Raw genomic sequence first — 22,075 nt, 5'->3', positions numbered from 1 at the left:
CGAGATGAGAAAGAGCGAGCGGGAATGTCCTCGCGGCTTGTGTGGCCCGAGGTTTGGGGTGAGGGAGGCGCGAGAGGCCGTCCGGTTCGCTGTGAGAGTGGAGAAGAACCTGACGGCCCCTCGCGCACGGTTCTTTTAGGCGGACACCGCGTCTTTCAGCGGCGGGCCTCCTGGACCGGCTTGCGAGACCGAACCAGGACCGCTCCCGGCTCCGACACATGCGACGCCTCGCGAGCGCGCCCCTCATCGAGCCAGGACATCAACACCTATAGCCAAGGTTAGGACCAAAATCAAGAACAAAATAGGAACATTCTGCGATCTAGCACCCGGCTTGGCTTCCCCTCGACTGTCGGGCATGGTCCGGCTCAAGGCGCAATCCAACGACGCCGATTCGAATCGAGACGGGCTCCTCATCCATGCCGATCCTTCACTGGCTCACGCGCGACAACGACATTCGCGGCGCGCAAGACGTGCCTTACCGGCTGCTGGAAGAAGACGCCTCCTTGAGCCATGGCGAGCCTGAAACCGGCAACATGCTGCTCCAGGGCGACAACCTGGAGGCGCTGAAAGCCCTGCTGCCGTTCTATGCGGGCCAGGTGAAGTGCATCTATATCGACCCGCCCTACAACACCCGCTCCGCCTTCGAGCATTACGACGACAATCTCGAGCACACCCAATGGCTCGCCATGATGTGGCCGCGCCTCGAATTGCTGCGCGACCTGCTGGCGGAGGACGGCTCAATTTGGGTGTCGATTGATGACAATGAGGCGCATTACCTCAAGGTCATCATGGATGAGGTGTTCGGGCGGAAGAATTTTATCGCGAATGTGGTGTGGCAGAAGAAGTATTCGCCCGCGAATGATGCTGTCTGGCTAAGCGACAATCACGATCACATTCTTATATTTGCAAAGAACAAAAACGGATGGAGACCACAGAAACTAGCAAGGGCTGAATCCGCTAACAAAGCATATAAGAATCTCGATAGTGATCCGCGAGGCCTCTGGAAATCTGGAGATTATACCTGCAACAAGAATGCAGATGAGCGCCCCAATCTTTATTATCCGATAACAAACCCCTTTACCGGAGCACAGGTATGGCCGAAGCGAACTGCTGTATGGAGATTCAATCCAGCGGCGCACGAAAAGAATGTTAGAGATAATCTTATATGGTGGGGCAAGAACGGGGAAAATACTGTTCCTGCCTTCAAACGCTTTTTATCAGAAGTAGTCGAAGAGGGAGCCGTCCCTCAAACCATTTGGACCTGGAATGAAGTGGGGCACACTCAGGACGGTCGAAAGGAGCAACTTCAGCTCACTCCCGAAGATCCCTTCGGCACCCCCAAACCAGAACGTCTCCTCGAACGCATTCTTCACATCACGACCAATCCCGGCGACCTCGTGCTCGATTCCTTCCTCGGTTCCGGCACAACCGCTGCCGTCGCGCACAAGATGGGGCGGCGCTATATCGGCATCGAGATGGGCGACCATGCGGTCACCCATTGCGCGCCGCGCCTGAACAAGGTGATCGAGGGCGAGCAGGGCGGCATTTCGCAGAGCTTGAACTGGCAGGGCGGCGGCGGCTTTCGCTTCTACCGTCTCGGGCCGCCGGTCTTCGACGAGAACGGGCATATCCGGGGCGACATCCGTTTTCCGACGCTCGCCGCGCATGTGTGGTTCAGCGAAACGAACACGCCCTGGAGCGGCAAGGGCAAGTCGCCCTGCCTGGGCGTTCACGGGGGCCGGGCCTATGCTCTGCTCTACAACGGCATTCTCGGCGACAAGCGCCCCGATGGCGGCAACGTGCTCACGCGCGGGACGCTGCAATTGATCCGCGAGGCCATCGCCAAGAAGCATCCTGCCTTCGACGGGCCGCTCACGATCTACGGCGAGCAGTCGCGCCTCGGCTCCGCAGGCCTGGAGCGCGAAGGCATCACCTTCAAGCAGACGCCCTACGACGTGAAGGCGCGGCGGTGAGATCATGAAACTCAAGAAATATCAAGCCGAGACCCTCGCCACCTTGCGCCGTTTTCTCGAAGAGGCGCGCGTGGCGGGCCCGCGCAATGCCTATGAGGCGATCACGAGCGAACCGGAGCAGACGAAGCGTCTCGGGCGCTATAGGGGCGAGTACAAGGCGCTGGAGGCGCTGCCCGACGCGCCTTATGTGTGCCTGCGCCTGCCCACCGGCGGCGGCAAGACTGTGCTCGGCGCGCATGCCATCGGCGTGGCGCGCGACACCTGGATCGAGAAGGATTACCCTCTCGTTCTTTGGCTCGTGCCCTCCAACACCATCCGCCTGCAGACGGCGGAGGCGCTGAAGAACCCGCGCCACCCCTATCGCCAGGCGCTCGACGAGGTTTTCGAAGGGCGCGTGCGCGTGTTCGACATTGCCGATTTCACGCAAATCCGCCCGCACGACATCCGCGACAATCTCTGCGTGGTCGTGAGCACGATCCAGACGCTGCGCGTGGGCAATACGGAAGGCCGCAAGGTCTATTCCCATCACGAGGACATAGAGCCGCATTTTTCCGGTGTCTCGCAACATGCGCCGGAGCTGGAGCAGCTTGAGGGCGGCGGCATCAAGTTTTCCTTCGCGAACCTGCTGCACATCCACCGCCCGCTCATGATCGTGGACGAGGCGCACAATGCCGTCACCGGCTTGTCGCGCGAGATGCAGGCGCGGGTGAACCCTTCCGCGATCATCGAGTTCACCGCTACGCCGCGCTTCAACTCCAACATCCTGCACAGCGTCACGGCGCAGGAGCTGAAGGACGAGGAGATGATCAAGCTGCCGATCGTGCTGGCGGAGCACCAGGATTGGCAAGGCGCGGTGAACAGCGCGATTGCGACCCGCGCGAAACTGGCAGAGGCCGCGAAGGACGAGGCGGATTACATCCGCCCCATTGTCCTGTTCCAGGCGCAGCCGAAGGACCAGGAGGTCACGGTCGAGAAGCTGAAGCAGCACCTGATCGACGTGGAGCAGATTCCCGAAGAGCGCATCGCGGTCGCCACCGGCGACCAGCGCGAACTCGACGGGATCGACCTGTTCGATGCCAAAAGCAAGATCGAATACGTGATCACCGTCGAGGCGCTGAAGGAGGGTTGGGATTGCTCCTTCGCTTATGTGTTCTGCTCCGTGTCGCGTATCCAGAGCGCCACGGCGGTCGAGCAGCTTTTGGGCCGCGTGCTGCGCATGCCCTATGCGAAGCGCCGCAAGAACCCGGACCTTAACAAGGCTTACGCGCATATCTCCGAGCCGACCTTCAGCGCCGCCGCCAACGCGCTGGTGGACAAGCTCGTCGCCATGGGCTTCGAGGATGAAGCGCCAGAGATGATCGAGGCAGCCCAGGGGCATCTCGACGAGACGGGGTTGTTCGCCCCCCGCGAGAAGCCCAAGCCGAGTTTCCGCTACCCTGTCACGCCGTCTCCCGCCCTTTACGCCGCCGTCCGCGACGCCGCGATTCAGGGCGTGGCGGTGAACAAGACCGCCGAGGGCAAGGCCGAGATCGTCGTGACGGGGCCGATTGCGCCGGAGCTAAAGGCCATTCTGACGCAAGCGGTGGCCGAGACCGAGCGCAAGGGGTTCGCAGAAGCGGCGCAGGCATATGAAGCCGAAATCCTCCCGATGCTCTCGCCCGCTGAGAAGGGCGAGATCTTCACAGTGCCGGGCCTTGTCAGCGAAATCCAGGGAGAGCTCGTCTTCGCGGAATCCGAGACGCTGATGGAGTTTCACGAATGGTCGCTTCTGGACCGTCCCGCGAGGCTCGATGAAGCCGCCTTCTCGATCCGCGACAATGCGCAGACCTTCGAGATCGACGTGGACGGCAGGCGCGTCGTCTATAGCTTCGCGCAGGAAGAGCGGCAGCTCGCCTTGGATATCGACATCGAAAGCTGGACGCCTGAAAACCTCTCCATCTGGCTCGAACGACAATTGCGCCAGCCGGACATTCACCCCTCCGATCTCCTGCGCTGGGTGCGCGATGCTATCACGCACCTGATGGGCTTGCGCCGGATTCCGATTGCGTCGCTCATGCGCGCCAAGTTCATTTTGGCAAATGCGTTGAAGGTGCGGATCGCCGCCATCCGCCGCGCCGAGCAGGAAACCGTCTACCAACGCTACCTGATCGCGCCCGAAGCCAAGGCAAGCGTGTCGCTGGAGTACAGATTCCTTTTCAGAAACGGCATGTTCGGCGATCAGCGCCGTTATCGTGGGCATTGGCGGCCGGCAAAGCATTTCCTCGGCCCCGATAATGTGCCGGCCTTCGATGGCGCCGAGCAGGGCGAGGAGTTTCAGTGCGCGCAGGCCCTCGATAGCCTTCCCAGCATCCGGTATTGGGTGCGCAACGTTGCCAAGCATCATGATGCGTTCTGGCTGCCGCTGGCCTCAGGCAAGTTCTATCCCGACTTCGTGGCGCTTCTGAACGATGGCCGCCTCTTCGCGGTCGAATACAAGGGCGCGCATCTAGCTGGCGAGGGCAACGATGAGACGAACGAGAAGCGAACCGTCGGGCGGCTGTGGGAAAAGCTCAGCGACGGAAAGGCCGCGTTTCTCATGGTCGAAAAGATCGTCGACGGAAAAGACATGCGCGCCCAGATGCTCGCGAAGCTCGGCGCAGTTTAGGCTTATGCAAAAGAGAATGGCCGGGGCGAGCCCGGCCATGATGCGAGAAACAGAAACGTAAAGCGCCCTACCCGCGCTTTTCCTTGTCGTACGGGTTCGTTCCCATGCGCAGCGACACGCGGATCGGCACGCCGGGGAGATCGAATGCCTCGCGGATGTTGTTGACGAGGTAACGGGTGTAGCTCTTCGGCAGAGCGTCGAGCTGGTTGCCGAAGATGGCGAATGTCGGCGGGCGCGATTTCACCTGAGTCATGTAGCGGATCTTGATGCGGCGGCCCGAAACGGCGGGCGGCGGATTGGCGTCGATCGCATCTTGGAGCCATTGATTGAGCTTCGCGGTCGAGATGCGCCGGTTCCAGGTCTCATAAACCTGGAACACCGCCTTCATGAGCGGATCGATGCCACTGCCGGCGAGCCCTGAGAGCGGCACCACGGGCGCGCCCTTCACCTGCGGCAGCAGGCGGTGAGCCTTCTCCTTGAGTTCTGTCAGCAAGCCTTGCTGGTCGGCGACGAGGTCCCACTTGTTGAGACCGATCACGAGGGCGCGGCCTTCCTGCTCGACGAGATCGACGATGGAGAGATCCTGCTTCTCGAACGGGATCGTCGCATCGAGCAGCACCACCACCACTTCGGCAAAGCGCACGGCGCGCAACGCATCGGCGACGGAGAGCTTCTCGAGCTTGTCCTCGACGCGGGCGCGCTTGCGAAGGCCCGCCGTGTCGAACAGCTTCACGTTCTTTCCGCGCCACTCCCAATCGAGCGAGATGGAATCGCGGGTGATGCCGGCCTCAGGCCCCGTAAGCAGACGGTCCTCGCCGACCATGCGGTTGATCAGCGTGGACTTGCCCGCATTCGGGCGGCCGACGATGGCCACCTGCAGCGGTTTGTTGGGATCGTCCTCTTCCTCCTCGTCGCCGGGCTCGGGGAAGAAAGGCATCAAGGCCTCGAAGAGATCGGCCATGCCTTCGCCGTGCTCGGCGGAGAGCGGAACTGGATCGCCGAGGCCGAGCGAGAAGGCGTCGTAAGCACCGGCCATGCCGCCCGCACCTTCAGCCTTGTTGGCGATGAGGATCACGGGCTTGCCGGAGCGGCGCACCATCTCCGCGAAGGGACGGTCGGCGGGCAGGATGCCGACGCGGGCATCGATCACGAAGAGGATGACGTCCGCATCCCCTATGGCGGCTTCGGTCTGTGCGCGCATGCGGCCGAGAAGCGACTCTTCCGTCGCCTCCTCCAGGCCTGCGGTGTCGATGATGCGGAAGTCCAAGTCGCCGAGACGCGCTTCGCCCTCACGCCGGTCGCGGGTCACGCCCGGACGGTCGTCCACGAGCGCGAGCTTCTTGCCCACGAGACGGTTGAAGAGAGTCGACTTGCCGACATTCGGCCGCCCGACAATGGCGACGGTAGGCGTCATGTCCCTGGTGCTCCGTCTTATTGAGTGACTTGAACGGGCCCGCCCGCCACGAGAGCGGTGTAGATCGCAAGCCGCTGCCTCAAGGAGGGAGGCGTCTCACGGTCGGCCGCCATCTGGTCGAACCAGCGCCCGGCATAATCCATGTCGCCTGCCTTAAGGCCGGAAAGGCCGAGGAGTTCCCGAGCCGAGTGGCGCCAGGCATTGCCCGGCACGGCCATGGGCTCGAGGGTCTGGCGGATCCGGGCCTGATCGGCGCTGTCGACGCGCAGCCACGCGGCGCGAAGTTTGGCGAGGTCGCGCCAGAGCGGAGCAACGCCAGTGTCGTTCGCCAGGGCGTCATAGGCGGCAGCACCGGCTTCAGCATTCTGCTGGCCGCGCTCGGCAGCCAGGCGGAAGCGGGCGAGCAGGCTGTAGCCGGTGTCGCCCTGCTTCGCGAGGGCCTCCAGGGCGGCATCGGCTTCCTGAGCCTTGCTGTCGCCGGAGAGCTTCAGGGCCTCTTCATAGCGCGCGGCGGCAGCCTGGGCGCGGGTCTCCTGCATATGCTCCCAGTAGCGCCAGCCACCGACGCCGATGACGACGAGAGCGACAACGGCAATGATGAGGCCATTATAGCGAGCCCAGACCTTTGCCAGCTGGTCGCGGCGGTATTCCTCATCGACTTCGCGAATGAACTCGTCGTTCTGGTTCGTAGCCATCGTCCCTCATGCGGCCCTCAACGGCCGCCTCCTTCAATCGAAGTGGGTCGCCTAGCATACACCCCTGCCTAAGGCGAGAGGTTTCCTGGCCAAGAGCTTCCCTGACCAGGGGATTTCACGCTCTTGTGGGCAGGACAGGCACCCCGATCAGCAGCGGATGGAGCCAGAGAACGAAGGCCACATAGACGACGACACCGATCACGATCGCGAGAATGTCGTTGCGCCAGCCCGCAGGGGCCGCCGTACCCCCGTGCTGTGCCGCCACGTCCCGACGCTTCACGCTTATGCGAGCCGCCACCGCCCAGGCCAGGAACGAGCCGAAGAGCAGGATGGAGCCGAGATCGCCATTGGCGAGAAGATGCGCCAGAGCCCAGATCTTCACGCCCGCCAGCATGGGATGCTTGAGGCGGTGCTTGATATGCCCAGGAAGATAAGCTGCCACAAAGCAGATGAAGGCGATGAGCACGAGCAGGAGCGCCAGATGCCGGGTCCAGACCGGCGGGTCCCAGACCGGGATGTAGCCGTTCGCCCGGTAATGCCCGTAGCCGATGACCATCAGCACGATTCCGGCGAGCGACAGGAGCGAGTACAGCCACTTGTAAGGCCCCTCGCCCACGCGGCCGATGAGCGCAGATCGCCCCTTGCGAGCCATGCTGAAGGAATGTGTGCCGAGAAACAGGATCAGGCCAAGAACAAGCAGCGTCACGATCACTCTCCTAAGGGAATAGGAAATTATAGTCTCGCTTGCTTTGGCTGACCACTCGGAGCCCGGCCGGAGGTATGAAAAGCCGTCGCGAGATGCCACGCCCTCAACAGCAAGTTTCTATCCGTCCGCAAGGTTCTGGACTGCCTAAACTTTTAACAATCGGCTATCTTGCAGCCCGAAAATTTCCCGGGTACTCACCGGAACAAACGTCGCTATAGACTAATGACGGCATGGTGAGCGGGCCTCGAACCCGTTACTAGGCCGATAGATTCAACAACAAATGTTCCAAGGGGGAGACAGACAGGTGACGGCGCTCATCAAGCTTTCTCGTGTCATCGACTCGATCAACGAACGCATCGGCAAAGTCGCGGCCTGGGCCATCGTGGTGGCCATTCTGGTTTCCGCCATCAACGCTATCATCCGCCGCATCTTCGGCGTCTCGTCCAATGCCTGGCTCGAGCTGCAATGGTACCTGTTCGGTGCCGTGTTCATGCTCTGCGCCGCCTGGACGCTCCGGGCCAACGAACACATCCGCATCGACATCATCTCCAGCCGCCTGACGAAGCGCGGGCGCGACCGGATCGACCTGATGGGTCACCTGCTCTTCCTCTTCCCCTTCGTGGCGCTGATGCTGTGGCTGTCGGTTCCCTATTTCACGAAATCCTACGAATCCGGCGAGGTTTCCTCCAATGCCGGCGGCCTTCTGATCTGGCCGGCGAAGGGCTTGATCCTTCTGGGCTTCATCTCGCTGGCCTTCCAGTGGCTGAGCGAGCTCATCAAGCGTGTGGCCATCATGCAGGGCAAGCTCGCCGACGAGCATGACCATGTGAGCGCGCACGGCGCGGCAGAGGCCGAAGCCGAGCGCCTGATCTCCGGGCTTGCCACTGGAGACGAGCCTCCAGGCGACGGCATCCGCTAAGCCCCCGCCTGACCTGATTTTCGGAGTTTTCGTCCATGGCTGCATTGATTGCCCAGAACCTCGCCCCGATCATGTTCGCGGCGCTGGTGATCTTCCTTCTCCTCGGCTACCCGGTCGCCTTCTCGCTGGCGGCGAACGGCCTGCTCTTCTTCATCATCGCGGTGGAGCTCGCGCCGCTCGCGCCTGAGAGCATCAACCTCTCCTGGCCTCTGCTTCAGGCGCTGCCCGACCGTATCTACGGCACCATGTCGAACGAGGTGCTGCTGGCGATCCCATTCTTCACCTTCATGGGATACGTGCTCGAACGCTCCGGCATGGCGGAAGACCTGCTCGACACCATCGGCCAGCTCTTCGGACCCGTACGCGGCGGCCTCGCCTATGCGGTGATCTTCGTGGGCGCGCTGCTTGCCGCCACCACCGGCGTCGTGGCCGCTTCCGTGATCTCCATGGGCCTCATCTCCCTGCCGATCATGCTGCGCTACGGCTATGACCGCCGTCTCGCCTCGGGCGTGATCGCAGCCTCCGGCACGCTCGCCCAGATCATCCCGCCCTCCCTCGTTCTCATCGTCATGGCCGACCAGCTCGGCCGCTCGGTGGGCGACATGTACGAAGGTGCCTTCGTCCCCGGCCTCGTGCTCACCGGTCTTTATGCCGGCTACGTGCTGCTGATGACGATTATCTTCCCGAAATCGGCTCCCGGCCTTCCGCCGGAGGCGATCGGCTACCGTGAGCCCAACGGCTCGCGCGGTGTGTGGCAGCTTGGCGTCCTCGTGGTCTTCTCCGGCTTCGTCGGCTACTACGTGCTGACGCAGACCAACACCAAGGCAGGCGCGGATTTCGTGATCCTCACGATCTGCGTGGCAACAGTGGTGGCGCTCATCTGCGCCGTGATGAACCGGTTCCTCGGCGCCAAGCGCATCGCCATCTCGGCGGCTCTCGTGGCTGTCTTCCTCGGCCTCTACGTGGTTCTGCACAACCAGGGCCATGAAGGTCTCGCGCTCACCATGGAGATGGTTCTCTCGGGTGCGATCTATGCCCTCGTCGTGGGCATCGTGGAGCGCTTCACGGGCCTTCGCCTCATGTCGAACATGGCCCAGCAGGTCACCTTCGTCATGGTGCCCCCGCTGCTGCTCATCTTCCTCGTGCTCGGCACCATCTTCATCGGCCTTGCCACGCCGACGGAAGGCGGCGCCATGGGCGCGCTCGGCTCGGTGATCCTCGCCGCCATCAAGCGCAAGCTCGACAACAACCCGAACCGCTTCAACTTCACCATCGTCCGTCAGGCGACGGAAGCGACGGCGAAACTCTCCGCCTTCGTTCTGTTCATCCTGATCGGCGCACGTGTATTCTCGCTCACCTTCTACGGCGTGAACGGACATCTGTGGGTGGAGCACCTGCTGGTCTCGCTCCCGGGCGGCCAGGTGGGCTTCCTGATCGTGGTGAACGTCCTCGTGTTCCTGCTGGCCTTCTTCCTCGACTTCTTCGAGTTGGCCTTCATCGTGGTGCCGCTGCTCGGCCCCGCGGCCGAGAAGCTGGGCATCGACCTGATCTGGTTCGGCGTGATCCTGGGCGTGAACATGCAGACCTCGTTCATGCACCCGCCCTTCGGCTTCGCCCTGTTCTTCCTGCGCTCGGTGGCCCCCAAACAGGCCTATATCGACCGCCTGACAGGCAAGAAGATGGAGCCGGTGACCACCGGCCAGATCTACTGGGGCGCGATCCCCTTCGTGGTGATCCAGCTCATCATGGTGGCCCTCGTCGTCGCCTTCCCGAGCATGGTCATGCACTACAAGGCTGCCGGCCCCGTCGCCGATCCGGCTGCTGTGCAGAAGACCCTCGACAACCTGCTGATGCCTCCCGGCCTCGGCGGCCCCGGCAGCGATGGCGGATTGCCCGCACTCAACTTCGATCCGCCGAAGCCATAAGGCGGATTACACCTCAAACGACAAAGGCGGGCTTTGCGGCCCGCCTTTTCTTTTACTCTCATCGCTTCAGGCTAAGGGCGTCTGTAGACACCCGTGAACGACACGTTGTTTCCGCCGCAATACTTGTTGTCCTTGACCAGAAGATAAGGCCCAAGGCGCTGCATCCGCACCTTGCAATCCGCCTCATCCGCCTGATCGAAAGGCAGCGTTCCGTTCTCGCCAATTCCGAATGAGAGCATTGCGTCTTCCGGCTTCATCTCGCCTTCCAGCGATCCGACATTGACCGCGCCGCGTTTGACGCGCTCGGGATCACCAGCGCCCCAACTCGCATCGCCTTTGATGGAAAGAGTACCGACCTTGTCGGCTTGCGTGATCTCGATGCTCTGCTCCGGGCCGCTTTGCCATTGTCCAACCCAGTCCTTCGTCTCGACAGGCGGCGGGTCCTGCACGATGGAGACGTTGGCGCTCGGCAGCCAGTTCTTGGTGACGCGGCCTTGTTTGCTGGCATAGCTCGCGCAGATGTAATCGCCCTTCGTGCCGATGACGACGACTTCGTCCCCCGGAACGAGATAAGCCTTCTCCTGGCAGGCAGAACTCATGTTCGGGCAGCTGCGGTCGACGAGCGGATTCTTGAGGAAATGAACCTTGGGAGAGACGGTGTTGATCCTGCCGAGGACGATGGGACCGTTGACGGTGCGGCCCGGATCTTCATAGCCGTATGACAGGCAAAGCGTCCCTTCCGCGAAGGATGGGCCTGCCCAAAGCATGCTAAGAGCCGCGAGGGCAGCAGCCTTACGCGTCCGAACCATGATTATTCCTCCGTCATAGACCATGTGCGCCTAGCGGCGTGACGGCGGAGGATACCCGATCAGCGAAACACTGTCTCGTATTGCTCGGGCTTAAAACCGACGACGAGGCGATTGCCCAGATCGAGCACGGGCCGCTTGATCATGGAAGGCTGATCGAGCATCAGCGCGATGGCCTTGCGCTCATCGATGCCCGCCTTCTCCGCATCCGGCAGCTTGCGAAACGTCGTGCCGGCACGGTTGAGAAGCGTCTCCCAACCCGCGTTGCGCACCCAACCTTCCAACCGAGCGCGGTCGATGCCTTCGGCCTTGTAATCATGGAAGGCGTAAGACACGCCCTTGGCATCGAGCCAAGCGCGCGCCTTTTTCATCGTGTCGCAGTTCTTGATGCCGTAGAGCGTCGCGGCCATCGATTATTCCCACTCGATGGTGCCGGGCGGCTTCGAGGTGATGTCGTAGGTCACGCGGTTGATGCCCTTCACCTCGTTGATGATGCGGGTGGCGACGCGGCCGAGGAAATTCATGTCGAAGGGATAGAAATCCGCCGTCATGCCATCGACCGAGGTCACGGCGCGCAGCGCACAGACATGGTCGTAGGTGCGCCCGTCGCCCATGACGCCCACGGTCTTCACGGGAAGCAGCACAGCGAAGGCCTGCCAGATTTCATCGTAGAGGCCGGCATTGCGGATCTCTTCGAGATAGATCGCATCAGCCTTGCGCAGGATGTCGAGCTTCTCGCGGGTGATCGTGCCGGGAACACGAATGGCGAGGCCTGGACCGGGGAACGGATGACGGCCTACGAAGGCTTCCGGCAGGCCGAGTTCGCGACCGAGCACGCGCACTTCGTCCTTGAACAGTTCGCGCAGCGGCTCCACGAGCTTCATCTTCATGCGCTCGGGCAGGCCGCCCACATTGTGGTGGCTCTTGATGGTGACTGATGGGCCGCCGGTGAAGGACACGCTCTCGATCACATCGGGATAGAGCGTGCCTTGCGCCAGGAAGTCCGCGCCGCCGATCTTCTTTGCTTCCTCGTCGAAGACGTCGATGAAGAGCTTGCCGATGGTCTTGCGCTTCACTTCCGGATCGGACACGCCTTCGAGCGAGCCGATGAAGAGATCCTGCGCCTGAACGTGAACGAGCGGGATGTTGTAGTGATCGCGGAACAGGCTCACCACCTGCTCGGCTTCGGAAGCACGCAGCAGGCCGTGATCGACGAACACGCAGGTGAGCTGATCGCCGATGGCTTCGTGGATGAGGACAGCGGCCACAGCGGAGTCGACGCCGCCGGAGAGGCCGCAGATCACCTTGCCCTTGCCGACCTGGGCGCGAATGCGCTCGATGGCTTCCTCACGGAAGGCCTTCATGGTCCAGTCGCCTTTGCAGCCAGCGATATCACGCACGAAATTGCGGATGAGCTGCGCTCCCTGGGGCGTATGCACTACCTCCGGATGGAACTGGACACCGTAGAATTTGTGCTTCTCGTCGGCGACGACCGCGAAGGGCGCGTTCTCGGAAGCGGCGAGCACTTCGAAGCCTTCCGGCAGCTTGGTCACGCGGTCGCCGTGGCTCATCCACACGGGATATTTCTTGCCCACATGCCACACGCCCTGGAAGAGCGGGCTTTCCGAGAAGATCTCGATCTCGGCGCGGCCGAATTCCGAATGATGTCCGCCCTCGACCTGTCCTCCGAGCTGCGCCGCCATGGTCTGCTGGCCATAGCAGATGCCGAAGACCGGGAGGCCCGTATCGAACAGTTCCTGGGGCGCGCGGGGCGAGGAATCCGCCGTCACGGATTCAGGCCCGCCTGAGAGAATGACGCCCTTCGGCTTCATGGTCCGGATGGCCTCGGCGGCCTTTTGAAAAGGGACTACCTCCGAATAGACACCCTCTTCACGCACCCGCCGAGCTATGAGTTGGGTTACCTGAGAGCCGAAGTCCACAATGAGTATCTTGTCGTGCATCTGAGCCATTTTATATCATCACATGTGAGAGGACACGTCTCGGGCTGGGGGCATCATCAGGTGCTTTACCTTTAATCCTGCTGAGGTGTCATGCACTTTGATGGAGCGATCATGCTGCGTTACGAGTTTATAACGCTTTTCTCAACCCTAGCGCTCTTGTTTCCAAGCGCTTGCATGGCACAAGGACTATCTCTGGAAAAGGTCGAGGCTCTCAGTCAGGGGGCCCTGCCCCAGGTCCGCGAATACGTCACTCGCAAGCTCGGATGCTCTCATTGGGAAAGCATGCAATCCCCGGCAAAGCTGAAAACCGTAGGGGCCAAAAGGGCTGTTCGACATCTTAGATGCGATGACCTGGAGGAGGATGAGGCGTTCCTGCGCAAAGTTTATGCCCAGCACCCAGCCTCGATCAAAGCCCTGGATGCCGTCACGGAATTGCAGATATCAGCCACCAACTCGCAAGGGGCAGCACCAACTCCACCAGGCCCAGGCTTTTAGGATGCTTCAGCCGCTCAAAAGTTCCAACGGCCTCATGAAGGTCCGGTCATAGCTCTGAATGCAGCGGCTTCTTTGCGCGATCTCGTCGGCTCGCTTGTAGTCCGGCTCGACCATCACATCGCGCCGATATCGTTCGTAATCCGCCAGGCTCGGAAAGCTGAAAAGACAGATGGCGATATTGTTGGCGCCCTCTCCCGGCAGGAAATAGCCGTGGTGAGTACCGCCCATCTTTCGAACCAGTTCGACCCAGATCGAGGCATATTCCTCAAAATCGGCGATCTTATAGGGATCGAGAACGTATCGGACGTGACATGTCACCATGAGCGGTTTTCCTCCACGCGAGAGAGCTTAGCCTCTCTGGAGGATTGTTACAAAGAAGCCATCCGTGCCTGTTTTGCGAGGCGTCATCTGGAGACCATGAACCGTCTTGCGGGTAAGGCTCTTGAGGCTGGTGAGACCGGCTTGTGCGAGCACCTGTTCCTGAGGAAGGATCGTAAAGTCTTCATGCCGTTCCAATAGGCCCGCAATTGCCTCGTCGTTCTCCTCCGGCAGGATCGAGCAGGTGATGTAGACGATCCGCCCACCCGGCTTCACCAAGGCGGCGGCGCGGTCGAGAACGATCGCCTGCTCCTTGCGGCGCACCTCCAGGCTGCCGGGGCGCAGACGCCATTTCGCGTCCGGATTGCGCCGCCACGTGCCGACGCCCGTGCAGGGCGCATCGACCAGCACGCAATCTATCCTGCCGTCGAGATCGGTGACGGCATCGGCTCCGCCGCGCGGCGTTCGAACCTGCACGTTGCGCACGCCCGCGCGGGTCAGGCGGTCGTGGATGGGGGCAAGCCGGCGCGCATCGCCGTCGGTGGCGTAAATCTGTCCGTGGTTCTCCATCATGGCCGCGAGCGCCAACGTCTTGCCGCCGCCTCCCGCGCAGAGATCGACCACCTGCTCGCCGGGCTTCACGGCGGAGAGAAGTGCGGCCAGTTGTGAACCTTCGTCCTGGATCTCGATCCAGCCCTTGATGAATTCGGGCTCCGATTGAACCGCCGGTCCGCGTCCATCCTCGCTCGGCGCGATGCGCAGGCCCAAGGGTGATAGAGGCGTTTCGACGGCACTCAGATGCGGCAGGGCATCGTGCGCCTCCTCGCGGGACGAGACCTTCAAGGTATTCACGCGCAGGTCCAAAGGCGCTCGCGTGGTCAGCGCCTGCATTTCGGACACAAGGTCATCGCCGAAAAGGTGCTGAAGCGAGGGCTCGATCCATTCCGGAAAATCGCCCGCCACATGAGCCGGAGCACCTTCAAGATTTGCCGCTTCCAGCTTCCCGCGCTCGGCGGTGGACAAGGGCTCCGGCGCGAAACGCTCGCCCGAGCAAAGAGCCGCGACAGCGTCCACCGTCATGCCCCGCTGGAGATGCAGCATGCCGAGCAGGATGGCCCGGGGCGTGCCTTCTCCCATGACCCAGGCGGCGGAAGCCTTGCGGCGCAGCGCATCATAAACAAGGCTCGCGATGGCCGCCCTATCCTTCGACCCGGCGAAACGGTGCGAGAGGCCCCAATCCTTGAGGGCCTCAGCCGCCGGACGGCGGCGGGCGTCGATGTCTCCAAGGACCTCGATGGCGGCGGAGATGCGGGCAGCAGGTGTCATCGAAAAAGCACACTTAACCTAGGCCGCAGAAGCGACACATTGTTTCCTATTTTCCGACGCGTTCAGACGTGGATTCAAGAGGGCGTGCGCTCAGCACGATTCTCTCTTGGAGCCTAGAACAATGTCGATCCTCTCCCGCCTCGTGGCCCTCGGCCTCACTCTCGCGATTGCTGCCTGCGCCACGACTCCGGCTGCCGACTTCACCCCGCCCCCGCGCAAGATGACGGATGCCAAGACCCAGCTCGAAAGCGGCAAGAAGTACTAATCGAAAAGAGCGGGATGGGCGAGAGCGCCCGTCCCGCCTTTAAAGGCCAGCCTCCGCGCCGGCGACACGGATGGCGAAGATGATCCACATGACGATGAGGATCAGCACGCCGAGCAAGAAGGCCTGGAAGCGCCACATCACCCTGTTCGAGGTGATGTGAATGGCAGCATGAACCAGACGGCTCGTTACGAACATCCAGGACATCACCACGAAGAGCATATCGGCCTTGCGGGTGATGAGCGCCAGAACCACCAGCACATAGAAGAGCACCGGCACTTCGAACTGATTATGAAACGCGTTCTGGAACTGCAGCGCGCGCTTCGGCCAGTTGCGCTCGCCCAGAGCGATGTCCCCCATTCTCACCTCTCCGGACTTGAGAGACGCAATCCGCGTGCTCCCCATCAGGAAAAGCAGAACGAAGGTGAGCCCGATCAGGACATAGACGGGCAGGAGAACGGCGGTGATGCTCATGGGCTAGAACTCGTGTGAACCTTAACTACGCGTCGGATAGTTAGGGCTCTCACGGGTGATCGTCACGTCATGGACGTGACTTTCGCGCAGGCCCGCGCTGGTGATGCGGATGAATTGGGCCTTCTCGCGGAATTCCGGCAGGGTCGCAGCACCCACATAGCCCATGGAGGCGCGCAGGCCGCCGGTAAGCTGGTGGAGCACGCCCGAGACAGGCCCCTTATAGGCCACCTGCCCCTCGATGCCTTCCGGCACGAGCTTCAGGGTGTCGCGCACTTCAGCCTGGAAGTAGCGGTCCGCCGAGCCGCGGGCCATGGCGCCCACGGAGCCCATGCCACGATAGGCCTTGTAGGAACGGCCCTGATAGAGGAACACCTCGCCGGGTGTCTCGTCCGTGCCCGCAAGCAGCGAGCCCACCATGGCGCAGGAGGCACCGGCCGCGAGAGCCTTGGCGAGATCGCCCGAGAACTTGATGCCGCCGTCCGCAATCACCGGCACATCGGCGGCATGACCGGCCTCGACGGCCTCCATGATCGCAGTGAGCTGGGGCACGCCCACGCCCGCCACGATGCGGGTGGTGCAGATGGAGCCGGGGCCGATGCCGACCTTGATCGCGTCCGCGCCCGCATCGATGAGCGCCTGAGCGCCTTCGCGGGTCGCCACGTTGCCGGCGATCACCTGAACGGCGTTCGAGAGCTTCTTCACGCGGGTGACGCTCTCCAGAACCTTCACGGAATGGCCGTGGGCCGTATCGACCACGACCACGTCGCAGCCGGCATCGATGAGGCGCTCGGCGCGCTCGAAGCCCTGCTCGCCCGTGGTGGTGGCGGCGGCAACGAGAAGGCGACCTTGGGCATCCTTGGCCGCATTCGGATAGGCCACCTGCTTCTCGATGTCCTTCACGGTGATGAGGCCGATGCAGCGGTAATGGTCGTCGACCACCAGCAGCTTCTCGATGCGGAATTGGTGCAGGAGGCGGCGCGCCTCGTCCTGGGTCACGCCCTCGCGGACGGTGATGAGCCGGTCCTTGGTCATCAGCTCGGAGACCGGCTGACCCGGATTGCTGGCGAAGCGCACGTCGCGGTTGGTGAGAATGCCGACGAGCTTGCCCTTAGTGTTGTTGGGACCGCGCTCCACCACCGGAATGCCGGAAATGCCGTGATGCTTCATGGTGGCCAGCGCATCGGCCAGGGTCTCGTCCGGGTAGCTGGTGATCGGGTTCATCACCATGCCGGATTCATACCGCTTCACGAGGCGCACCTGCTCGGCCTGAGCCTCCGGCTCGAGATTGCGGTGGATCACGCCCAAGCCCCCGTTCTGGGCCATGGCGATCGCCATGCGCGCTTCCGTGACCGTATCCATGGCCGAAGCGATGATCGGCATATTGAGGTGGATGGTGCGGGTCAGCCGGGTCGCGACATTCACGTCGCTGGGCATGACTTCGGAGCGGCCGGGCCGGAGCAACACGTCATCGAAGGTCAGTCCCTCGATGATCTTATCCGTAACGATTGAGGCCATGGTCAACTCCCTTGGGGTGCGCGGTGGGCAAGCGATATCGCTTATCGAGTTGACGCGGGTCCGTAGCACGGCTGTGTCGGCAGGGGAAGGGAGCAAAGTCATGCAATTGAGGGCAAGGTCCCATGCTTGCACGTCTGGGCTCTGGCCAGCCTCAACCTCGTGCCGAGCCTCATCCCCCGATAGATATATTGTTATAATTATGGCGATTCGTAGTGGGCAGGCTTATGAAAAACTGGATCGGGAAAGTAATACGGCAGTTACTGACGGTGTTGCTGCCGCTCATAAACCTCGCCAACCCGGCGATTGCCATTGAAGCGGCAACTCCCTTGGAACGCCTGAAGCAAATCCATCGAAAAGTCATGGATCCCGATCAGTTCTTCAGCATCAGGGAGACCTTGGCCGAACTCAATACCTTGGAAAAGAAGGTATCGTCAGGCGATCAGGAAGCGCAGGGCGAACTCAACTTCCTGCGGGGTTTCGTCCTCTATCGGGCTGAGAGAGCAGCCGAATCCCTCCCTCCAAGCGTGGAGGCATTGCGGATCGATGCGGCCCGCCCCTTCCTGTCGGACCAGGAGCGCACGAGGCTGACCTACAACATTGCCCTTCAAGCGGAGGCGGTCGGCGATTGGAGGATGGCAATCGAGTTTTATAAGAAGGCCATGCCCCTGTTCGATGCCGCATCGGAATATTCGGAGGATCAGCGGCTCGGATTGCGTGAACGGCTCGCATACTGCCTGCATGAAGCCCGCAGCTATTCCGAGGCTCTCGCCTTGAACAAGCAGGTTCTCGCAGGCGGAGAAAAGCTCTTCGGCCCCGATAGCTCGAAACTTTACACGGTGCTCACCAACCTCGCTCAGAATGCCCATGCCCTGAACGAGATGAGCGCTGCACGTGGGTTTCTCGAGCGCCTGCTCGACATCGCCATGAAGCGCAAAGCCATGGACAAAGTCGACACGGCGCTTTTCCAGCTTGGCGTTCTTTCATCGGAGGAAGGTCGCTTCAAGGAAGCGGAAGCCTTCATGAAGCGTCGCTTAGAATTGGCGGAGAAAAGCGGCAATGCCTCTCGCATCGCCGATGCGAAGGAGGATCTTGAGATCCTCTACGAGAAGACGCCTCGCTAACGCACCGAAAAATAAGATTAGCGACATTCAGGCTAGGCATTCGAGCTTAAGAGCGCTAAGTCCGGCAGGTCATGCGCCAGGCTCGCCTTCTCCCCCTGATCATCGCCACTGCCCTTTTCATGGAGAACATGGATTCGACGGTCATTTCGACCTCGCTTCCCATGATCGCGCAGGATCTCGGGGCCGATGCCATCGCGCTCAAGCTGGCATTGACCTCCTACCTCATCAGCCTCGCCATCTTCATCCCGATCTCGGGCTGGGTCGCGGACAAGTATGGCTCGCGCACCATCTTCACCGCCGCCATCGGCGTGTTCATGGCGGGGTCCCTCGCCTGCGCGGCGGCGAACTCGCTGGAAGGCTTCGTGATCGCCCGCTTCGTGCAGGGCATGGGCGGCGCCATGATGGTGCCGGTCGGGCGGCTCGTACTGCTACGCAGCGTGTCCCGCAACGAGGTGGTGCAGGCGCTCGCCACGCTCACCATCCCTGCCCTCATTGGCCCCGTTGTCGGTCCACCACTGGGCGGCTTCATCACCACCTATTTCCATTGGCGCTGGATCTTCTTCATCAACATCCCGATCGGCATTCTCGGGATTATTCTGGCGACGATCTACATTCCCAATATCCGCGAGGAGGACACACCGCCCCTCGATATCGCCGGCTTCCTGCTTTCCGGCATCGGCCTCGCGCTTCTGATGCTGGGTCTCGCTTCGGGTGGCCGCCATCTCGTTCCGGAAGAGGTTTCGCTCGCCTGCGTCGTCATCGGCACACTGTGCGTCGTGGCCTATGTCTGGCATGCTAAGCGGACGCCCCACCCGGTTCTGCAACTGAACCTGCTGAAGGTGCCGACCTTCCGCACCAGCGTTCTGGGCGGTTCGCTCTTCCGAGTCGGCGTCGGTGCGATCCCGTTCCTGCTGCCGCTCATGCTGCAGATCGGTTTCGGCCTGAGCCCCGTGGCCTCCGGCTCCCTCACCTTCATCGCGGCGGTGGGCGCGCTGTTCATGAAGACCATGGCTAAGCGCATCCTGGAAAGGTTCGGCTTCCGCCGGGTGCTCATCATTAACGCCTTCATCGGCGCAGTCTTCATCGCGGCCAACGGGTTCTTCACGCCCTCGACGCCGCATTGGCTGATCATGCTGGTCCTGCTGGTGGGCGGTTGCTTCCGGTCGCTCCAGTTCACGAGCCTCAACGCCATCGCCTATGCGGAAATCTCGAAGCGTGACATGAGCTACGCCACAAGCCTGTCGAGCGCGGCGCAGCAGGTGGCGCTCAGCATGGGCGTGGCCTTCGGAGCCTATATGGTTGAGGCCGCAGCCCACTGGCATGGACGAACGGCCATCGCGGCGGAAGATTTTGGCCCCGCCTTCTGGGCGGTCGCCGTGGTCTCCGCCCTGGCGGGCTTCGCCTTCATGAAGCTCCATCCGACTGCAGGCGCCGAAATGTCGGGCCACCGCGCGGTCGAGGAGAAGCCTCCGGCCACGGGCATGGGCGACGGCACTACAAATCTCAGTGAAGAGGTAGAACGCCGATAGGATTGCATTACCATGGGCTCTCAGGACCAGGAGGCCTCCATGGATCAGAAAATCATCGACCTCTACGACGACTTCACCCATGGCGGCATGAGCCGCCGCTCGTTCCTCGATAAGCTTGCGGCGCTCGCCGGCAGCTCGGCTGCCGCCGCAGCCATCCTGCCGATCCTGCAGAACAACTACGCCCAGGCGCAGACTGTGCCGGAGAACGACCCGCGCATCACGGCGGAGATGGTCGACATCCCCGGCGCGCAGGGCCTCAAGGGCTATTTGGTGAGGCCGAAGGATGCGACCGGAAAGCTCCCGACCGTGATCGTCATTCACGAGAACCGGGGTCTCAACCCGCACATCAAGGACGTGACCCGCCGCATGGCGACGGAGGGCTTCATCGCGCTCGGCCTCGATTACCTCTCGCCCATGGGCGGCACGCCCGCCGACGAGGACAAGGGCCGCGAGATGATCGGCCAATTGAAGCAGCCGGACGTGATCGCCTACGGCAAGGCGGCGGTGGCCTATCTGAAGGCCCGCCCCGGCGGCACCGGCAAGGTCGGCGCCATGGGCTTCTGCTGGGGCGGCGGCGCGGTGAACAACCTCGCCGTCAACGAGCCGAACCTGAGCGCAGGCGTCGCCTATTACGGCGGCCAGCCGAAGGCTGAGGACGTGCCGAAGATCAACGCGGCCCTCATGCTGCATTACGGCGGCCTCGACGAGCGCATCAATGCAGGCATCCCGGCCTACGAGGCCGCGCTCAAGCAGGCCGGCAAGACGTATGAGATTTACGTCTATGAAGGTGCGAACCACGCCTTCAACAACGACACCAACGCCGCCCGCTACGACAAGGAAACGGCCGATCTAGCCTGGAGTCGTACGGTTGGGTTCCTGAAGAAGAATTTGACTTGATGACAAGCGTCATCCCGGACGAAGCGCAGCGAAGATCCGGGATCGTTATCAGGATAAGGCGCCATTCTCGTCTTGCGATCCCGGATCGGCTATGCCGTCCGGGATGACGCCTCTGGTCCTGCATTATCCTCGAACGCGTCCACCTGCACGCGCTTGCCGACCATGAACGCATCCGCCACGAGGCGGAACGGAGCAACGTCGACCTCCGATGTGCCGATGGTGAGCAGCGCGTCGAAGCGGCGGTAGATGCCCTGGTATTCGGCGGGCTCCTCCTTCACCACGAGACGCCCGTCGATCTCGAGGCAGCTTCCGCCGTGTGAGAGCTTCAGAGTAAAGCCTGCATCCGTCTCGACCTCGATATCCCAGCTTTGCGGACCGGTCTGGCGCCAGTCGAAGACCGCTTGGAGATTACTGTCCGTATGCCCGGTCTGAAATTGCAGATTGGCCGCGATCGGCGCATCCCTGTTAGCGGGAAACTCCAACGACGCCGTCTTGATGAAGACCGGCTCCGGCATGATGCGGGTGACGATAGAGAGCGCGTTGATGCCGGGATCGAACACGCCGAAGCCGCCCGGAGCCCAAATCCATTGCTGGCCCGGATGCCAGTGGCGCACATCCTCTTTCCAGGTCACCTGAAGCCGTTTGATCGACCAGCCGGCGAGCGTCTTCTTCGCCTCGTCGACGCCCTTGTTGTACTGGGCGTGCCAGGTGGTGAAGACGGTCTTTCCAACCTTTTCGCCAAGCAGTCTCAGGTCTTCCAACTCGCTCAAGGTGGCGGCGGGCGGCTTTTCGAGGAGGACGCTTTTCCCGGCCAACAATGCTTCCCGAGCAATCTGATGGCGCACCTGCGGCGGGGTGCAGATCGCCACCGCTTCCACATCCTTGAGCTTCAGGAGATCGCGATAATCCTGAAAGGTGTATTGGGCATCTTCATGGGTCAGGCCACGGGTGCTCGACACCGCCAGAAGCTCGAAATCCGGATTGGCCTTGATTGTCGGCAGGTGCTGGTCCTGCGCGATCTTGCCGAGGCCGATAATGCCGATTTTGTGCGGTGTCATAGGCGTGGTCCTTCGATCAGGAAGGCCACGCCCTATG

At 62.0% G+C, this 22,075-nt stretch carries 19 protein-coding genes; 8 read left to right on the top strand and 11 right to left on the bottom strand.

The features are described from left to right. The first annotated feature begins 416 nt into the window (after nt 1-416). Both MJ639_RS02275 and MJ639_RS02270 read left to right on the top strand, forming a co-directional pair. Nucleotides 417-1,973 carry a site-specific DNA-methyltransferase gene (locus MJ639_RS02275; protein ID WP_243368369.1) on the top strand — a complete coding sequence of 519 codons (1,557 nt, stop codon included), beginning with the start codon at nt 417-419 and terminating at the stop codon, nt 1,971-1,973. A gap of 4 nt (nt 1,974-1,977) precedes the next feature. After that, on the top strand, nt 1,978-4,617 hold the full coding sequence (locus MJ639_RS02270; protein WP_243368367.1) for a DEAD/DEAH box helicase: 2,640 nt from the start codon (nt 1,978-1,980) through the stop codon (nt 4,615-4,617). Nucleotides 4,618-4,684: 67 nt separating this feature from the next. On the opposite strand, the gene der is transcribed toward MJ639_RS02270, so the two are convergent. The 3 genes from der to MJ639_RS02255 all read right to left on the bottom strand — a co-directional run bounded on the left by der (nt 4,685) and on the right by MJ639_RS02255 (nt 7,432). Further along, nucleotides 4,685-6,031 carry a ribosome biogenesis GTPase Der gene (gene der / locus MJ639_RS02265; RefSeq protein WP_243368365.1) on the bottom strand — a complete coding sequence of 449 codons (1,347 nt, stop codon included), beginning with the start codon at nt 6,029-6,031 and terminating at the stop codon, nt 4,685-4,687. Between the two features lie 17 nt (nt 6,032-6,048). Next, nucleotides 6,049-6,726 carry a tetratricopeptide repeat protein gene (locus MJ639_RS02260; RefSeq protein ID WP_243368363.1) on the bottom strand — a complete coding sequence of 226 codons (678 nt, stop codon included), beginning with the start codon at nt 6,724-6,726 and terminating at the stop codon, nt 6,049-6,051. A 115-nt stretch (nt 6,727-6,841) separates the two neighbouring features. Next, the gene (locus MJ639_RS02255; RefSeq protein ID WP_243368361.1) at nt 6,842-7,432 is read right to left on the bottom strand and encodes an NnrU family protein; all 591 of its coding nucleotides are present in this window, start codon (nt 7,430-7,432) and stop codon (nt 6,842-6,844) included. A 304-nt stretch (nt 7,433-7,736) separates the two neighbouring features. On the opposite strand from MJ639_RS02255, the gene MJ639_RS02250 reads away from it, so the two are divergent. Beyond that, nucleotides 7,737-8,351, top strand: a complete 615-nt coding sequence (locus tag MJ639_RS02250; RefSeq protein ID WP_243368359.1) for a TRAP transporter small permease subunit — start codon at nt 7,737-7,739, stop codon at nt 8,349-8,351. 35 nt (nt 8,352-8,386) lie between these two features. Further along, a complete protein-coding gene (locus MJ639_RS02245) occupies nt 8,387-10,276 on the top strand; it encodes a TRAP transporter large permease (protein ID WP_243368357.1) in 1,890 nt (629 codons plus the stop codon). Nucleotides 10,277-10,347: 71 nt separating this feature from the next. Here MJ639_RS02245 and MJ639_RS02240 read toward each other — a convergent pair whose 3' ends face one another. The 5 genes from MJ639_RS02240 to MJ639_RS02220 form a co-directional block, all read right to left on the bottom strand. Continuing rightward, the gene (locus MJ639_RS02240; protein ID WP_243368355.1) at nt 10,348-11,085 is read right to left on the bottom strand and encodes a hypothetical protein; all 738 of its coding nucleotides are present in this window, start codon (nt 11,083-11,085) and stop codon (nt 10,348-10,350) included. A gap of 59 nt (nt 11,086-11,144) precedes the next feature. Next, nucleotides 11,145-11,492, bottom strand: a complete 348-nt coding sequence (locus MJ639_RS02235) for an ArsC family reductase (RefSeq protein ID WP_243368353.1) — start codon at nt 11,490-11,492, stop codon at nt 11,145-11,147. 3 nt (nt 11,493-11,495) lie between these two features. Then, nucleotides 11,496-13,052: a glutamine-hydrolyzing GMP synthase gene (gene guaA / locus MJ639_RS02230; protein WP_243368351.1), complete on the bottom strand. Its 1,557-nt coding sequence runs from the start codon at nt 13,050-13,052 to the stop codon at nt 11,496-11,498. 492 nt (nt 13,053-13,544) lie between these two features. Further along, complete coding sequence (locus MJ639_RS02225) at nt 13,545-13,859, bottom strand: NIPSNAP family protein (protein WP_243368349.1); 315 nt, start codon at nt 13,857-13,859, stop codon at nt 13,545-13,547. A gap of 27 nt (nt 13,860-13,886) precedes the next feature. Then, the gene (locus MJ639_RS02220; protein WP_243368347.1) at nt 13,887-15,182 is read right to left on the bottom strand and encodes an RsmB/NOP family class I SAM-dependent RNA methyltransferase; all 1,296 of its coding nucleotides are present in this window, start codon (nt 15,180-15,182) and stop codon (nt 13,887-13,889) included. Nucleotides 15,183-15,303: 121 nt separating this feature from the next. On the opposite strand from MJ639_RS02220, the gene MJ639_RS02215 reads away from it, so the two are divergent. Beyond that, nucleotides 15,304-15,447, top strand: a complete 144-nt coding sequence (locus MJ639_RS02215; RefSeq protein ID WP_243368345.1) for a hypothetical protein — start codon at nt 15,304-15,306, stop codon at nt 15,445-15,447. 39 nt (nt 15,448-15,486) lie between these two features. Here MJ639_RS02215 and MJ639_RS02210 read toward each other — a convergent pair whose 3' ends face one another. Further along, a complete protein-coding gene (locus MJ639_RS02210; protein ID WP_243368343.1) occupies nt 15,487-15,918 on the bottom strand; it encodes an MAPEG family protein in 432 nt (143 codons plus the stop codon). Between the two features lie 21 nt (nt 15,919-15,939). Continuing rightward, on the bottom strand, nt 15,940-17,433 hold the full coding sequence (guaB, locus tag MJ639_RS02205; RefSeq protein WP_243368341.1) for an IMP dehydrogenase: 1,494 nt from the start codon (nt 17,431-17,433) through the stop codon (nt 15,940-15,942). Between the two features lie 359 nt (nt 17,434-17,792). Between guaB and MJ639_RS02200 the strand changes: the two genes are divergently transcribed. The 3 genes from MJ639_RS02200 to MJ639_RS02190 all read left to right on the top strand — a co-directional run bounded on the left by MJ639_RS02200 (nt 17,793) and on the right by MJ639_RS02190 (nt 20,980). Further along, on the top strand, nt 17,793-18,554 hold the full coding sequence (locus tag MJ639_RS02200; protein ID WP_243368339.1) for a tetratricopeptide repeat protein: 762 nt from the start codon (nt 17,793-17,795) through the stop codon (nt 18,552-18,554). A gap of 71 nt (nt 18,555-18,625) precedes the next feature. Next, nucleotides 18,626-20,083 (top strand): MDR family MFS transporter, encoded by a 1,458-nt coding sequence (locus MJ639_RS02195; protein ID WP_243368337.1) that lies wholly within the window; start codon nt 18,626-18,628, stop codon nt 20,081-20,083. 39 nt (nt 20,084-20,122) lie between these two features. Further along, nucleotides 20,123-20,980 (top strand): dienelactone hydrolase family protein, encoded by an 858-nt coding sequence (locus MJ639_RS02190; protein WP_243368335.1) that lies wholly within the window; start codon nt 20,123-20,125, stop codon nt 20,978-20,980. Between the two features lie 89 nt (nt 20,981-21,069). Here the strand turns inward: MJ639_RS02190 and MJ639_RS02185 are convergent, their stop codons facing one another. Continuing rightward, entirely contained in the window at nt 21,070-22,038 is a 969-nt protein-coding gene (locus MJ639_RS02185) for a Gfo/Idh/MocA family protein (protein WP_243368333.1), read from the bottom strand. Between the last annotated feature and the right edge of the window lie 37 nt (nt 22,039-22,075).

Origin of the sequence: Microvirga solisilvae (assembly GCF_022808595.1) — a bacterium.
GTDB lineage: Bacteria > Pseudomonadota > Alphaproteobacteria > Rhizobiales > Beijerinckiaceae > Microvirga > Microvirga solisilvae.
The sequence above is the reverse complement of the archived record's forward strand: the minus strand, read 5'-3'. Positions and strand labels throughout refer to the sequence as shown.

What these genes read in the sequence shown, in the direction of transcription:
- MJ639_RS02225 (WP_243368349.1), bottom strand. Translation starts at nt 13,859, where the DNA reads ATGGTGACATGTCACGTCCGATACGTTCTCGATCCCTATAAGATCGCC.
- MJ639_RS02235 (WP_243368353.1), bottom strand. Translation starts at nt 11,492, where the DNA reads ATGGCCGCGACGCTCTACGGCATCAAGAACTGCGACACGATGAAAAAG.
- MJ639_RS02210 (WP_243368343.1), bottom strand. Translation starts at nt 15,918, where the DNA reads ATGAGCATCACCGCCGTTCTCCTGCCCGTCTATGTCCTGATCGGGCTC.
- guaA (WP_243368351.1), bottom strand. Translation starts at nt 13,052, where the DNA reads ATGGCTCAGATGCACGACAAGATACTCATTGTGGACTTCGGCTCTCAG.
- MJ639_RS02195 (WP_243368337.1), top strand. Translation starts at nt 18,626, where the DNA reads ATGCGCCAGGCTCGCCTTCTCCCCCTGATCATCGCCACTGCCCTTTTC.
- MJ639_RS02275 (WP_243368369.1), top strand. Translation starts at nt 417, where the DNA reads ATGCCGATCCTTCACTGGCTCACGCGCGACAACGACATTCGCGGCGCG.
- MJ639_RS02190 (WP_243368335.1), top strand. Translation starts at nt 20,123, where the DNA reads ATGGATCAGAAAATCATCGACCTCTACGACGACTTCACCCATGGCGGC.
- MJ639_RS02185 (WP_243368333.1), bottom strand. Translation starts at nt 22,038, where the DNA reads ATGACACCGCACAAAATCGGCATTATCGGCCTCGGCAAGATCGCGCAG.
- MJ639_RS02245 (WP_243368357.1), top strand. Translation starts at nt 8,387, where the DNA reads ATGGCTGCATTGATTGCCCAGAACCTCGCCCCGATCATGTTCGCGGCG.
- MJ639_RS02200 (WP_243368339.1), top strand. Translation starts at nt 17,793, where the DNA reads ATGGATCCCGATCAGTTCTTCAGCATCAGGGAGACCTTGGCCGAACTC.
- MJ639_RS02240 (WP_243368355.1), bottom strand. Translation starts at nt 11,085, where the DNA reads ATGGTTCGGACGCGTAAGGCTGCTGCCCTCGCGGCTCTTAGCATGCTT.
- MJ639_RS02270 (WP_243368367.1), top strand. Translation starts at nt 1,978, where the DNA reads ATGAAACTCAAGAAATATCAAGCCGAGACCCTCGCCACCTTGCGCCGT.
- MJ639_RS02215 (WP_243368345.1), top strand. Translation starts at nt 15,304, where the DNA reads ATGTCGATCCTCTCCCGCCTCGTGGCCCTCGGCCTCACTCTCGCGATT.
- MJ639_RS02220 (WP_243368347.1), bottom strand. Translation starts at nt 15,182, where the DNA reads ATGACACCTGCTGCCCGCATCTCCGCCGCCATCGAGGTCCTTGGAGAC.
- MJ639_RS02260 (WP_243368363.1), bottom strand. Translation starts at nt 6,726, where the DNA reads ATGGCTACGAACCAGAACGACGAGTTCATTCGCGAAGTCGATGAGGAA.
- der (WP_243368365.1), bottom strand. Translation starts at nt 6,031, where the DNA reads ATGACGCCTACCGTCGCCATTGTCGGGCGGCCGAATGTCGGCAAGTCG.
- guaB (WP_243368341.1), bottom strand. Translation starts at nt 17,433, where the DNA reads ATGGCCTCAATCGTTACGGATAAGATCATCGAGGGACTGACCTTCGAT.